Genomic DNA, 13162 nt, shown 5'->3' on the forward strand with positions numbered 1-13162 from the left:
GATGACGGTGGTGCCGGGTGAGGGGTCGTCCGCGGAGCGGGTGCGCGCGGTCGTGGACGTGCATCGCGGCGATCGCGGGGCGTTGCTGCCGATCCTGCACGGGCTACAGGCGGAGTTCGGCTATATCGGCCCGGAGATGGTGCCGGTGATCGCCGAGGAGCTGAACCTGTCCAAGGCCGAGGTGCACGGAGTGATCAGCTTCTACGCCGACTTCCGTGACAGGCCCGCGGGCCGGACGGTGGTGCGCCTGTGCCGGGCCGAGGCGTGCCAGTCGGTGGGTGCCGAGCGGCTGGTCGCGCACGCGCGGCAGGTGTACGGGGTCGAGCTCGGGGAGACGACGCGGGACGGCTCGGTGACCCTGGAGCAGGTGTTCTGCCTGGGCAACTGCGCGCTCGGTCCCGCGGCGCAGATCAATGGGCGGCTGCACGGCAGGCTCGACGAGAACCGGCTGGACACGCTCGTGATGGAAGCGGAGGCGGGCGACCGGTGACGACCACGATCTATGTGCCGTGCGACTCGGCGGCCCGTTCGGTCGGGGCCGACGAGGTGGCCGCCGCGGTCGTCCGTGAGGCGGCGGGCCGGGACGTCCGGCTGGTGCGCACCGGATCCCGCGGGATGCTGTGGCTGGAGCCGCTGGTCGAGGTCGAGACGCCGGAGGGACGTGTCGGCTTCGGCCCGATGAGCCCGGCCGAGGTGCCGGAACTGCTCGCGCGCCTCGGTGACGACCGTTCCCTGCGCGGCCATGAGCGCCATCTGGGTCTGGTGGAGGAGCTGCCGTGGATGGCGGCGCAGCAGCGGTTGTGCATGCGGCGCGTCGGCGTCACCGACCCGCTGTCCGCCGATGACTACCTGGCCCACGGCGGGCTGGAAGGGCTGCGGCGGGCGCTGGAGATGTCCCCGGCCGCCGTGGTCGACGAGGTCACCGGGTCGGGACTGCGCGGACGCGGCGGAGCGGGGTTCCCGGCCGGGATCAAGTGGAGGACCGTCCTGGACACGCCGGCGGACATGAAATTCGTGTGCTGCAACGCCGACGAGGGCGACAGCGGGACGTTCGCCGACCGGATGCTGATGGAGGGCGACCCGTTCTGCCTGATCGAGGGCATGACGATCGCCGCGCACGCGACCGGCGCCACCGAGGGCTACGTGTACGTGCGCTCGGAGTACCCGGACGCGGTCCGCACGCTGCGGCAGGCGATCGAGGTCGCCTACGCCCGCGGCTGGCTCGGCGAGGACGTGCTCGGCTCCGGCCTGTCGTTCGACCTGTTCGTCCGGGTGGGGGCCGGTGCCTACATCTGTGGCGAGGAGACCTCCATGCTGGACAGCCTGGAGGGCAAGCGCGGGATGGTGCGGGCCAAGCCGCCGATCCCGGCGATCAGCGGGCTGTTCGGCAAGCCGACGCTGGTGCACAACGTGCTCACCCTGGCCTCCGTCCCCGCGATCCTGGACGGCGGTGCCGCCGCCTACCAGGCGCTCGGCTCGAAGGACTCCCGAGGCACCCAGGTCTTCCAGCTCGCCGGCAACATCGCCCGGGGCGGGGTGTTCGAGACCGCGTTCGGCATGACGCTCCACGAGCTGATCCACGAGTTCGGCGGCGGCACCCGTTCCGGCCGTCCGGTACGGGCGGTGCAGGTCGGCGGGCCGCTCGGCGCCTACCTCCCCGCCGACGGGCTCGACATCCCGCTGGACTACGAGTCGTTCACCGCCGCCAAGGCCATGCTCGGGCACGGCGGCATCGTGGTCTTCGACGACACGGTCGACATGGCGAGGATGGCCCGGTTCGCCCTGGAGTTCTGCGCCGAGGAGTCCTGCGGCAAGTGCACGCCCTGCCGGGTCGGGTCGGTGCGCGGCGTGGAGACCATCGACAAGATCGTCGCTGGCCGGGACCCGGACGCGAACCTGGCGCTGCTGAGCGACCTGTGCGAGCTGATGACCGACGGGTCGCTGTGCGCGATGGGCGGGCTGACGCCCAACCCCGTGCTCAGCGCCCTCCGCCACTTCCCCGACGACTTCACCCCACGCCGGTTCACCTCGCTCCACGAGGAAGGAACGACACCGTGACGCTGTTCAAGGAACCCGACCTCGGCACGCCCGCCAGGCCCGGAGAGGCCACCGTCGCCGTCGAGGTGGACGGGCACCCCGTGACCGTCCCGGCCGGCACGTCGATCATGCGGGCGGCGGCGCTGACCGGCATCGACATCCCCAAACTGTGCGCGACCGACAGCCTGGAGGCGTTCGGCTCCTGCCGGCTGTGCCTGGTGGAGATCGACGGTAGGCCCGGCACGCCCGCCTCGTGCACCACGCCGGTGGCCGACGGGATGTCGGTGCGCACCCAGACGCCCCGGCTGGAGAAGCTGCGTCAGGGGATCATGGAGCTCTATATCTCCGACCACCCCCTGGACTGCCTGACCTGCTCGGCCAACGGCGACTGCGAGCTACAGGACATGTCCGGTGTGGTCGGCCTGCGGCAGGTCCGCTACGGCTACGAAGGGGCGAACCACCTCGACGCGCCGACCGACCACAGCAACCCCTACTTCGACTTCGACGAGTCCAAGTGCATCGTCTGCTCGCGCTGCGTGCGGGCCTGCGACGAGATCCAGGGCACGTTCGCGCTGACCATCGAGGGACGCGGGTTCGACTCCAAGGTCTCCCCCGGAGGCACGTCCTTCATGGACTCGGAGTGCGTGTCGTGCGGTGCGTGCGTGCAGGCATGCCCGACCGCGACCCTCCAGGAGAAGACCGTCGTCGACCTGGGCATGCCGACCCGCAGCGTGATCACCACCTGCGCCTACTGCGGGGTCGGCTGCTCGTTCAAGGCCGAGCTGCGCGGCGACCAGCTCGTGCGGATGGTGCCGTACAAGGACGGCGGCGCCAACGAGGGCCACTCCTGTGTGAAGGGCCGCTTCGCGTTCGGGTACGCCACCCACCCCGACCGCAAGCTGTCCCCGATGATCCGTGAGTCGATCACCGACGAGTGGCGCGAGGTCGACTGGGACACCGCGATCTCCTACACCGCCACGAAGCTCCGCGAGGTGCAGCAGGCCCACGGGGTCGGCGCGATCGGCGGGATCACCTCCTCCCGCACCACCAACGAAGAGGTCTACGTGGTGCAGAAGATGGTCCGCGCCGCGTTCGGGAACAACAACGTGGACACCTGCGCCCGGGTCTGCCACTCCCCCACCGGCTACGGCCTCAAGCAGACGTTCGGGACGTCCGCCGGCACCCAGGACTTCAAGTCCGTCGCGCAGGCCGACGTGATCATGGTCATCGGCGCCAACCCCACCGACGGGCACCCGGTCTTCGCCTCGCGGATGAAGCGCAGGCTGCGCGAGGGCGCCAAGCTGATCGTCGTCGATCCCCGGCGCATCGACCTGGTCCGTTCCCCGCACATCCAGGCCGAGCACCATCTGCAGCTCGCCCCCGGCACGAACGTGGCCGTGATCAACGCCATGGCCCATGTCGCCGTCACCGAGGGTCTGGTCGACCGGTCCTTCGTCGAGGAGCGCTGCGAGGGCTACGCCGAGTGGGCCGACTTCATCGCCCGCGAGGAGAACAGCCCCGAGGCCGTCGAGCAGGTCACCGGGGTGCCGGCCGCCGAGCTGCGGGCCGCGGCCCGGCTGTACGCGACCGCCCGCAACGCGGCGATCTACTACGGTCTGGGCGTCACCGAGCACAGCCAGGGCTCCACGATGGTGATGGGCATGGCGAACCTGGCCATGGCCACCGGCAACATCGGCCGCGACGGCGTGGGCGTGAACCCGCTGCGCGGCCAGAACAACGTGCAGGGCTCCTGCGACATGGGGTCGTTCCCGCACGAGCTGGCCGGCTACCGGCACGTCTCCGACGACGCCGTCCGCTCCGTCTTCGAGAACCTGTGGGGACGCACCATCCAGCCCGAACCGGGCCTGCGCATCCCCAACATGTTCAACGCCGCCATCGACGGCTCCTTCCGCGCCCTGTTCATCCAGGGGGAGGACCTCGCGCAGTCCGACCCGAACACCCAGCACGTGGTCGCGGCGCTGACCGCGATGGACCTGGTCGTCGTCCAGGACCTGTTCCTGAACGAGACCGCCAAGTACGCCCACGTGTTCCTGCCCGGCACCTCCTTCCTGGAGAAGGACGGGACGTTTACCAACGCCGAACGCCGCATCAACCGCGTGCGCCCCGTCATGCCGCCCCAGTGCGGCAAGCACGAATGGCAGGTCGCGTGCGAGCTGGCCACCGCCATGGGCTACCCCATGCACTACGACCACCCCGGTCAGATCATGGACGAGATCGCCGCGACCACGCCCACCTTCGCCGGGGTCTCGTTCGCCAAGCTCGACAAGCTCGGCAGCGTCCAGTGGCCCTGCAACGACGCGGCCCCCGAAGGCACCCCGATCATGCACGTCGACGGGTTCGTGCGCGGCAAGGGGCGCTTCGTCGAGACCGCCTTCGTCCCCACCAGCGAACGCAGCACCCGCAAGTACCCGCTCATCCTGACCACCGGCCGGATCCTCACCCAGTACAACGTCGGCGCCCAGACCCGCCGCACCGCCAACGTGGCCTGGCATCCGGAGGACGTCCTGGAGATCCACCCGCACGACGCCGAGGTCCGCGGCATCGGCGACGGAGACGAGGTGTCGCTGTCCAGCCGGGTCGGCCGGACCACGCTCAAGGCGATGATCACCGACCGGATGCCCGTCGGCGTCGTGTACACCACCTTCCACCATCCCGTCACCGGCGCCAACGTCGTCACGACCGAGAACTCCGACTGGGCGACCAACTGCCCGGAGTACAAGGTCACGGCCGTCCAGGTCGAGCTCCGCAACCCCGCGGATCCCACGGCCGCACCGGAGGAGCGGGCCGTGCCGACCACGGTGTCCGACCGGTGAACACCGGCGCCGCGCAGGAACCGCCCGTCCGTACGATGAACGACGTGCTGCCATCTCAGATCCGACTCGCCAACGACATCGCCGTCCAGTTCGAGCGGCGGCCGCCCGACGAGGCGGCCGCCGCCATCGCCGAGCACATCCGCATGTTCTGGGAGCCGAGCATGCGGGCGGACCTCATCGCCCGTGCCACCGACCACGCCGACGACCTGCATCCGCTCGCCCTCGCCGCCGTCCGCGTCCTCACGGCCTCGCAGAAGGCGGGGTCCAGCGGATGATCCGGGTCACGGCCGGATCTTCGGGTCAGGGCCGTACGTAACGCCGGAACGTGATCCCCGAGGCGAGGGAGCGGTGCTCGGCCAGGCGTAGCCGCAGCTCCGTCGTCACGGGGAGGTACGGCTTGCCGCCCCCGACGATCACGGGCTGGGCGTACACCCAGAACTCGTCGATCAGGTCCAGCAGGGAGACGGCCAGCTCGGGGCCGCCGAGCTGGAGGGTGCCGTCGGTCTCCCGCTTGAGGCGCGTCACCGTGGACCGGGCGTCCTCGCGGCGGACGAGCGTGACCCCGTCGGGGACGGTCTGGAGGGTGTCGGAGAAGACGTAGCGCGGTGTCTCCTTGTACAGCCGGGCGAACTCCCGCTCAAGGGGCGGGGCGCCCTCCTTGCCGAGGTCCTGCGTCCAGGGCTTCTCCATCGTCTCGTACAGCCGCCGCCCGAACAGGAACGCCGCGATCCGGCGCACATGGTCGTTCGCGGCCTCCTGGAAGTCCTCCGCCGGTTCGCCGAAGCCCGGGCCACCGTTTCGATCCTCGATGTAGCCGTCGATCGAGGTGTTCATCCAGTAGACGATCCTGCCCATGGCCTTTCTCCTCCGTCCTGGCGCCGCCCGGAGTGAAGACCCGGGGTGACGCCGGAACTCATCGCGTGCCGTCGCGCGGAGCCGATCCGTGAAGCGCGTGGTCGACCAGGCTCTCGACGATCGACTCGTCGAAGGGCACCTTGAGGACGAGCAACCGGTGGTAGCAGGCGCCCCATAGCTGGTCCACGATGACGTCGAGGTCGGCGTCCTCGCGCACCTGGCCCTGCCGCTGGGCGATGCGGAGACGTTCGCGCGCCAGCTCACGGCGGGGCTGCGCGTAGCTCTCCGACCAGGCCCGGCCCAGATCGGGATCGAGCTGGGCCGCGCCGACCAGCTCGGACACGGGCTTCTCCGCGCCCTCCTCCTTCAGCCAGCGGACGAACGCGCCGAGCTGGCTGATCAGGTCGGCGCGCACGTCGCCGGTGTCGGGGAACTCCAGTGTCCGCCGGCTCTGGGCGAAGTACGCCTCGGCCGCGAGCGCGCCGGGCGACGGCCACCACTTGTAGAGGGTCGTCTTGCTCGCGCCGGCTTCGGCCGCCACCCGGTCGAAGGTGACCGCCGGCAAGCCGTCCCGCAGCAGGATGCGCCCCGCGGCGGCGAGCACGGCGGCGCGCACCTGTGCGGCCGGTCGCCGGCCTCGGCCGGGCCGGCGGGCCGCGACCTGCTCGCCGGAAACGTTCTCCACCATCGTCACCTCATTTTTATGGACGGTTCGTTCATTTCGAGCTATGGTCATATATGAACAGACTGTCCATATCCTAGGGAGCCACGGCCATGAAGCTCAAGCATGTGGCCTCACCAGCGGGTACAGGCCCGAACTCCCAGCGCGCGGACGCGGCGACGGCCCGCCCGCGCCCGTCGCGTCCGTCGCGTCCGTCGCGCGCGGCGATCGTCATCGCGGTCATCGCGATGGCGCTGACCGGATGCGCGGGCCAGGGCGGCGAGGCCGCCCCGGCCGCCGCCTCCCGGACCGCAAGCCCCGGCGGCACGCAGACCGGCCCGGTCGCGTCCTTGGGCAGGCCGGTCGAGCTGACGACCGGACTGGAGGCGCCCTGGGGGCTGACCTTCCTGCCCGACCGGTCGGCGCTCGTCTCCGAACGGATCTCCGGTGAGATCCTGCGCATCCCCGCGAACGGCGGCACGCCACAAAGGGTCGGCGTCGTCCCCGGCGTCCACGTCAGCTCGGAAGGCGGGCTGCTCGGCATCGTCGCCTCCCCCAGGTTCGCGACCGACCGCACCGTCTTCGCCGTCGTCTCCGGGCGGGACGAGAACCGCGTCGTCGCGCTCACCATCGCCCGCGACCACCGTTCCCTCACCGTCGACCGGGTCCTGCTCGACGGCATCCGGACCGCCGACCGGCACCACGGCGGGCGCATCGCCATCGGACCGGACGGGCACCTGTGGATCGGCACGGGCGACGCCTTCGACCCCGGGAACGCGGCCGACGACGACTCCCTCAACGGCAAGATCCTGCGGATCGCGGTCGACGGCTCCGTCCCCGACGGCAACCCGGGCTCGTCCCCGATCTACTCCAAGGGCCACCGCAACGTCCAGGGGATCGCGTTCGGCCCCGATGGCACCGCCTACGCCTCCGAACTCGGGCACCGCACGTGGGACGAGGTCAACGTCCTCCGCGCGGGCGCCGACTACGGGTGGCCGGAGACCGAGGGGACGGCCGGGTCCACGGGCGTGGCGCCGATCGCCACGATCCACCCCGACGAGGCGAGCCCGTCCGGCGTCGCCTACGCCAAGGGATCGCTGTGGATCGGGGCTCTGGGCGGGCAGCGGCTCTGGCAGCTTCCCGTCCGGGGCCGTGCCGCCACCGGCGGCCCCATCGCCCACTTCACCGGCGACCACGGCCGGATCCGCACCGTCGAGGTCGCCCCGGACGGGGCCCTGTGGCTCGTCACCTCCAACACCGACCGCGCCACCTGGGGCGGAACCGACCCGCGTCCCGGAGACGACCGCATCCTCCGGGTCGAGGTGAACGAGCCCCGGCCCGGCACAGACCCGACCCAATGAAAGGAGAACCCATGAGCACGAACACGAGCAGGAACATCGACACCACGCGCCGGGTCGCTCTCGTCACCGGTGGTTCGGGTGGCATCGGCCGAGCCGTGGTCCGGCGGCTCGCCGCCGACGGCTTCGCCGTCGCGGTGCACTACGCCGGTAACGAGGGCGCCGCCAAGTCGCTCGTGGCCGAGGTCGAGCAGGCCGGCGGGCAGGCGATCGCCGTGAACGGGGACGTCGCCGACGAGGCCGCGATGACCGCCGCGTTCGACGCGACGGAGGCCGCGTTCGGCGGTGTCGACGTCGTGGTGAACACGGCGGGCATCATGCTGCTGAGCCCGATCGCCACCCTCGACCTGGCGGACCTCGACCGCATGTACCGGACCAACGTCCGGGGCACGTTCGTCGTCTCGAAGCTCGCGGCCAACCGGCTGCGCCGCGGCGGCGCGCTGATCAACTTCTCGACCAGCGTCACCCGCACCCAGATCCCCACCTACGGCGCCTATGCCGCGGGCAAGGCGGCCGTGGAGGGCATGACCCTGATCCTCGCGCGCGAGCTACGCGGCAGGGACATCACCGTCAACGTCGTCGCCCCCGGCCCGACCGCGACACCGCTCTTCCTGGACGGCAAGAGCGACGAGGTGATCGCCAACCTCGCCCAGGCCAACCCGCTGGGCCGCCTGGGCGAGCCCGAGGACGCCGCCGAGACCGTGGCCTTCCTCGCCGGCCCGGCCCGCTGGGTCAACGGCCAGGTCATCTTCTCCAACGGCGGCATGGCCTGAGACGCCGGCCCCGCCGGCCTGCCGGCCCCGCCGACGGGCGGCGGGGCCGGCAGGCCGGACGCTCCGATCGGATAGTGGATTTGTGTCCACTATCATGGAAATGCGGCCATCGGCCGTATGGGGCGTACGGGAGCGGTGACGCGGGAGTCGGATGATGTTGCGCTTCGAGCTCGGTGGTCTGGCCCGGCCCGAGGTCCGCCGGCTGCTGGAGGAGCACCTGGCCGACATGCACGCCACCTCGCCGCCGGAGTCGGTGCACGCGCTGGATCTGGACGAGCTGCGCAATCCGGCGGTCACGTTCTGGTCCGTCTGGGAGGGCGGGGAGCTCCGCGGCTGCGGCGCGCTCAAGGACCTCGGCGGCGGCGATGTCGAGCTGAAGTCGATGCGCACCGCGCGGGACGCGCGCGGCCGGGGCGTCGGGGCCGCCATGCTCCGGCACCTGCTGCGGGCCGCCGCCGAGCGCGGACACCGCCGGGTGCTGCTGGAGACCGGGAGCCAGGAGTTCTTCGCCCCGGCCCGGCGGCTCTACGCCCGGCACGGTTTCGCCTTCTGCAAGCCGTTCGCGGATTACGTCGACGATCCCAACAGCGTCTACATGGAGCTGCGCCTCGACGGCGAGGACGCTTCCAAGGTGGAGGCATGTCCGCCTTGATGGACGGCGCGAACGACCTCGGACGGCGAGTACGGGAGGAACGTGGCCGGCGCGGATGGTCACTGGCCCGGCTCGCCGAGGTCTCCGGCGTGTCCCGGGCGATGATCAGCAGGATCGAGCGCGGTGAGAGCAGCCCCACCGCCGTCATCCTCGGCAGGCTCTCCGCGGCGCTGGAGCTGAGCATGACCGAGCTGCTGGCACCGGCGGACCGCGCCGCTCCCGACCGGGTGCGGCGGGCCGCCGACACCCCCTCCTGGACGGACCCCGGCACCGGCTACCTGCGGCGCCAGATATCGACGCCGGGGTTTCCCGCCGATGTCACCGAGATCCTGCTGCCCGCGGGCACCCGCGTGCCGATGCCGGCGGCGTCGTTCGCGTTCCTTGCCCAGCTCATCTGGGTCCTGGACGGCGAGCTGACCCTCCTGGAGGGAACGACCGCGCACCGCCTCACCGCAGGGGACACCTTCGAGCTCGGAAGGCCCCAGGCGCGCGAGTTCGTCAACGACACCACCGGCACCTGCCGTTACGTCGTGGTCGCCATTCGCAAGGCCACGGCCTGACCGCGGCCGTGCCCCGCGAAGACGCCGTTCCGGCTACAGGTCGGCGGCGATGATGTGCTCGATGTTGCGTTCGGCGAGGGCCGTGATGGTGACGAACGGGTTGACCGTGACGTTGCCCGGGATGAGCGCGCCGTCGATGACGTACAGGCCCTGGTAGCCGTGCAGCCTCCCGTAGTTGTCGGTGGCCCTGTTCAGCACCGCGCCGCCGAGCGGGTGGTAGGTGAGATGGTCGCCCCAGATCTTGTAGACGCCGAACAGGTCGGTCCGGTAGATCGTGCCCTCCTTGGCGTTGATCTTGTCGAAGATGGTCTTCGCGGCGTCGATCGAGGGCTGCTTCCAGGCGGTCTGCCAGTTCAGCTCGACCCGTCCGGCCGCCGCGTTCCAGGTGAACTGGGCGCGGTTGGGGTTCCGCGTGATCGACAGGTAGAACGAGGCGAAGGTCTCGATGCCTGTGGGGAGCGGGGCCACCTCGGCGAACGCACCGCCCGCGTCCCAGTTGTCGATGCCTCCGGTCGGCATGGACGACTGGAGCCGCCCGGTCGGGTCCCACAGGTGGTTGGCGCGGCCGCACATGACGTTGCCGTTCTCGCCCCAGCCCTTGCCGATCTCGTTGTTCAGGTTGGGCAGCACACCGGTCGCCTTGAGCTTCACCAGCAGCTTCGACGTGCCGACACTGCCCGCCGCGAAGAAGACCCGGTCAGCGGTGACCGCCTTGGTGGCGATGACGCCGCCCGTGGTGTTCAGTTGCTCGATCGTGACCAGATAACGGCCGCCGGACGCGGGCGCGACGGACGTGACCTTGTGCAGCGGTGAGATGGCGACGCGCCCGGTGGCCTTGGCCTGTGCCAGGTAGGTCTTCTGCAGCGACTTCTTGCCGTGGTTGTTGCCGTACAGGACCTCGGCGTTCAGCGCCGACTTCGGGACCGCTCCAGTGGCCTCCTGCTTCATGTACTCGAAGTCGTACACGTTGGGGACGAAGACGAAGGGGAAGCCGGAGCGCTGCGCGTGCTTACGGCCGACCCGCGCGTACTGGTAGCACTCGGCGGTCTCGAACCAGGCCGGGTCGATGTGGTTGACCCCGAGGCCCGCGTTGGCCCGCGGGTAGTAGACGTCGTACATCTCGTTCACGTCCACCGAGGGCAGGATGCCGCTGAACCTCTGCCGCAGCGGGGTGACCGCCATGCCCCCGTTGACGAGAGAGCCGCCGCCGACGCCCCGGCCCTGGTAGACGGTGATCCCGCCGAACTCCTCGGCGTCCAGGATCCCGGTGTACAGGGGGACGTCCTTGTCGAGGGGGAAGCCGAGGAAGTTGCTGAGCGGCTGCTTGGTCCTGGTCCGGAGCCAGTACGAGCGGACGTCCGGTGTCCGGGTGTTGGCGAAGATCTTCCCGTCCGATCCGGGGGTGTCCCAGGCCATGCCCATCTCGACCATGTGGACGTCCACGCCCGCCTGGGCCAGGCGCAGGGCGGTGACCGAGCCGCCGTAGCCGGTGCCGATGACCAGAACGGGGACCTGGGCGCCGTCGGCGATGGGGGCGGGGGCGGGCGCCGAGGACGCGGCGGCGGGGGTGCCGTACCCGGCCTGGGCCGCCAGGCCCAGGCCCAGGATAGAACCGGTTCCAGCAATGAATCCGCGACGCGAGATACCGTCAGAACTCTTACCTCTTCGGGTCGGATCGGCCATGCCAGCCTCCTCGGCTCGGGATGCAACTAGAACGAGTTCTACACAGCAATGTGAACTGCGTCACTACCTACCGGCCAGTAATGATTCGGCGAAACCGCAGGTCACGGAACAGGCACCGAAAGCGACCAAATGCTTGCTAGGGAGAGCTCTAGGCAGCGCCCCCGGCGGTTGTTAGCCTCCAGCGCATGATCCCCACGATCGTCTGGGGCACCGGCAACATCGGCCGGCTCGCCATCCGCGCCGTCGAGTCCCACCCGGGGCTGGACCTGACCGCCGTGCTCGTCCACGATCCGGCCAAGGCCGGCCGGGACGCCGGCGACCTCGGCGGGCTCGGCCGCGTGCTGGGCGTCGCCGCGACCACCGACGTGGACACGGCCCTGGCCGCCGGGCCGCGCGCCGTGGTGTACGCCGCGTCCGGCGACATCCGTCCCGACGAGGCCCTCGCGGACGTCCTCAAGGCCGTGCGCGCGGGTGCGGTCGTGGTCACCCCCGCCCTCTACGCGCTCTACGACCCGCGCAGCGCCCCCGCCGAGGTCCGCGAACCGGTGCTCTCCGCGATCAAGGAGGGCGGCGGCTCGCTGTTCGTCTCGGGCGTCGACCCGGGCTGGGGCAACGACGTGCTGCCGCTGCTGATCAGCGGCCTGGGCACCGACGTGGACGCGATCCGCTGCCAGGAGATCTTCGACTACTCCACCTACGACCAGCCCGACTCCGTCCGGTACCTGGTCGGCATGGGCCAGCCCATGGACTACGAGCCGCCGATGCTCGCCCCGTCCGTCCCCACCATGGTGTGGGGCGGCCAGGTGCGCCTCATGGCCCGCGCCCTCGGCGTCGAACTGGACGGGATCCGCGAAACCCTCGACCGCCGTCCGCTGGACGCCACGGTGACCACCCGGTCGATGGGCGAGTTCGAGGCCGGCACCCAGGGCGCGGTGCGGTTCGAGGTGCAGGGCGTCGTCGAGGGCGAGCCCCGCATCGTGATCGAGCATGTCACCCGCATCCACCCGTCCTGCGCGCCCGACTGGCCCACGCCGCCCAGCGGCGACGGCGCCCACCGCGTGATCGTCGAGGGCCGCCCGCGCATCGAGGTCACCGTCGAGGCCGACGACGAGGACGGGAACCGCGCCGCGGGCGGGAACGCCACCGCGGTGGGCCGGCTCGTCGGTGCCATCGACTGGCTCGCGGACGCCCCACCCGGCCTCTACGACGCCCTCGACGTCCCGCTGCGGCCCGCGACCGGCAGGCTCGGAAGGAAACGCCCATGAACATCGACATCCCCGAGGGCAAGGACCCGATCGAGTACGTGTGGGGCGAGATGGTGCCCGGCATCGGTCCCGCCGCCGCGAACTTCTCCCTGGCGGTGTACGCCCACACCACCCTCGGCCTCCGCGAGTTCGAGGCGGCCCGCCTCCGGATCGCCCAGATCAACGGCTGCGTGTTCTGCCTCGACTGGCGTACCGAACGCGACGGCCAGAAGGTCGAGGACGGCTTCGCCGACGCCGTGACCGACTGGCGCACCACCGACGCCTTCGACGACCGCACCCGCCTGGCGGCCGAGTACGCCGAACGCTACGCCCTCGACCACCACGGGCTCGACGACGAGTTCTGGACCCGGATGACCGCCCACTACAGCCAGCTCGAGATCGTCGAGCTGAGCATGTGCATCGGCTCCTGGCTGGCCTTCGGCCGCCTCAACCACGTCCTGGGCCTCGACACCATGTGCCTCGTCCCCAAGACCTGACCGGCGCG

General features: G+C 70.9%; 13 protein-coding genes. 10 read left to right on the forward strand and 3 right to left on the reverse strand.

Features of this window, described 5'->3' with window-relative positions:
• Window position 1: 1 nt before the first annotated feature.
• From QSK21_RS00400 to QSK21_RS00415, 4 genes are read left to right on the forward strand one after another with little or no spacing between them, the layout of a single operon-like run.
• A complete protein-coding gene (locus QSK21_RS00400; RefSeq protein ID WP_285692616.1) occupies window positions 2-490 on the forward strand; it encodes a formate dehydrogenase subunit gamma in 489 nt (162 codons plus the stop codon).
• Window positions 487-2058: a formate dehydrogenase beta subunit gene (locus tag QSK21_RS00405; protein WP_285692618.1), complete on the forward strand. Its 1572-nt coding sequence runs from the start codon at window positions 487-489 to the stop codon at window positions 2056-2058. The genes QSK21_RS00400 and QSK21_RS00405 overlap by 4 nt, the downstream gene beginning before the upstream one ends.
• Complete coding sequence (gene fdhF / locus QSK21_RS00410) at window positions 2055-4871, forward strand: formate dehydrogenase subunit alpha (RefSeq protein WP_285692619.1); 2817 nt, start codon at window positions 2055-2057, stop codon at window positions 4869-4871. Before QSK21_RS00405 ends, fdhF begins: the two co-directional genes overlap by 4 nt.
• The gene (locus QSK21_RS00415; protein ID WP_285692620.1) at window positions 4868-5146 is read left to right on the forward strand and encodes a formate dehydrogenase subunit delta; all 279 of its coding nucleotides are present in this window, start codon (window positions 4868-4870) and stop codon (window positions 5144-5146) included. The genes fdhF and QSK21_RS00415 overlap by 4 nt, the downstream gene beginning before the upstream one ends.
• Before the next feature lie 25 nt (window positions 5147-5171).
• On the opposite strand, the gene QSK21_RS00420 is transcribed toward QSK21_RS00415, so the two are convergent.
• The gene (locus QSK21_RS00420; RefSeq protein ID WP_285692621.1) at window positions 5172-5726 is read right to left on the reverse strand and encodes a dihydrofolate reductase family protein; all 555 of its coding nucleotides are present in this window, start codon (window positions 5724-5726) and stop codon (window positions 5172-5174) included.
• Between the two features lie 58 nt (window positions 5727-5784).
• A complete protein-coding gene (locus QSK21_RS00425) occupies window positions 5785-6414 on the reverse strand; it encodes a TetR/AcrR family transcriptional regulator (RefSeq protein WP_285692623.1) in 630 nt (209 codons plus the stop codon).
• An 86-nt stretch (window positions 6415-6500) separates the two neighbouring features.
• Here QSK21_RS00425 and QSK21_RS00430 point away from each other — a divergent pair, with 86 nt between their 5' ends.
• The 4 genes from QSK21_RS00430 to QSK21_RS00445 all read left to right on the forward strand — a co-directional run bounded on the left by QSK21_RS00430 (window position 6501) and on the right by QSK21_RS00445 (window position 9730).
• On the forward strand, window positions 6501-7748 hold the full coding sequence (locus tag QSK21_RS00430; RefSeq protein WP_285692624.1) for a PQQ-dependent sugar dehydrogenase: 1248 nt from the start codon (window positions 6501-6503) through the stop codon (window positions 7746-7748).
• A gap of 11 nt (window positions 7749-7759) precedes the next feature.
• Window positions 7760-8518 (forward strand): SDR family oxidoreductase, encoded by a 759-nt coding sequence (locus QSK21_RS00435; RefSeq protein WP_285692626.1) that lies wholly within the window; start codon window positions 7760-7762, stop codon window positions 8516-8518.
• 151 nt (window positions 8519-8669) lie between these two features.
• Window positions 8670-9170, forward strand: coding sequence for a GNAT family N-acetyltransferase (locus tag QSK21_RS00440; protein ID WP_285692628.1), 501 nt, complete (start codon window positions 8670-8672; stop codon window positions 9168-9170).
• Window positions 9158-9730, forward strand: coding sequence for a helix-turn-helix domain-containing protein (locus QSK21_RS00445; protein WP_285692630.1), 573 nt, complete (start codon window positions 9158-9160; stop codon window positions 9728-9730). The genes QSK21_RS00440 and QSK21_RS00445 overlap by 13 nt, the downstream gene beginning before the upstream one ends.
• A gap of 33 nt (window positions 9731-9763) precedes the next feature.
• Here QSK21_RS00445 and QSK21_RS00450 read toward each other — a convergent pair whose 3' ends face one another.
• Entirely contained in the window at window positions 9764-11413 is a 1650-nt protein-coding gene (locus QSK21_RS00450) for a GMC oxidoreductase (RefSeq protein WP_285692631.1), read from the reverse strand.
• A gap of 185 nt (window positions 11414-11598) precedes the next feature.
• On the opposite strand from QSK21_RS00450, the gene QSK21_RS00455 reads away from it, so the two are divergent.
• Together QSK21_RS00455 and QSK21_RS00460 are read left to right on the forward strand one after the other, a co-directional pair.
• Window positions 11599-12678 carry an NAD(P)H-dependent amine dehydrogenase family protein gene (locus tag QSK21_RS00455; protein WP_285692632.1) on the forward strand — a complete coding sequence of 360 codons (1080 nt, stop codon included), beginning with the start codon at window positions 11599-11601 and terminating at the stop codon, window positions 12676-12678.
• Window positions 12675-13154 (forward strand): carboxymuconolactone decarboxylase family protein, encoded by a 480-nt coding sequence (locus tag QSK21_RS00460; RefSeq protein ID WP_285692634.1) that lies wholly within the window; start codon window positions 12675-12677, stop codon window positions 13152-13154. Before QSK21_RS00455 ends, QSK21_RS00460 begins: the two co-directional genes overlap by 4 nt.
• The last annotated feature ends 8 nt before the right edge of the window (window positions 13155-13162 follow it).

Origin of the sequence: Actinomadura sp. NBRC 104412 (genome assembly GCF_030269515.1) — a bacterium.
GTDB lineage: Bacteria > Actinomycetota > Actinomycetes > Streptosporangiales > Streptosporangiaceae > Spirillospora.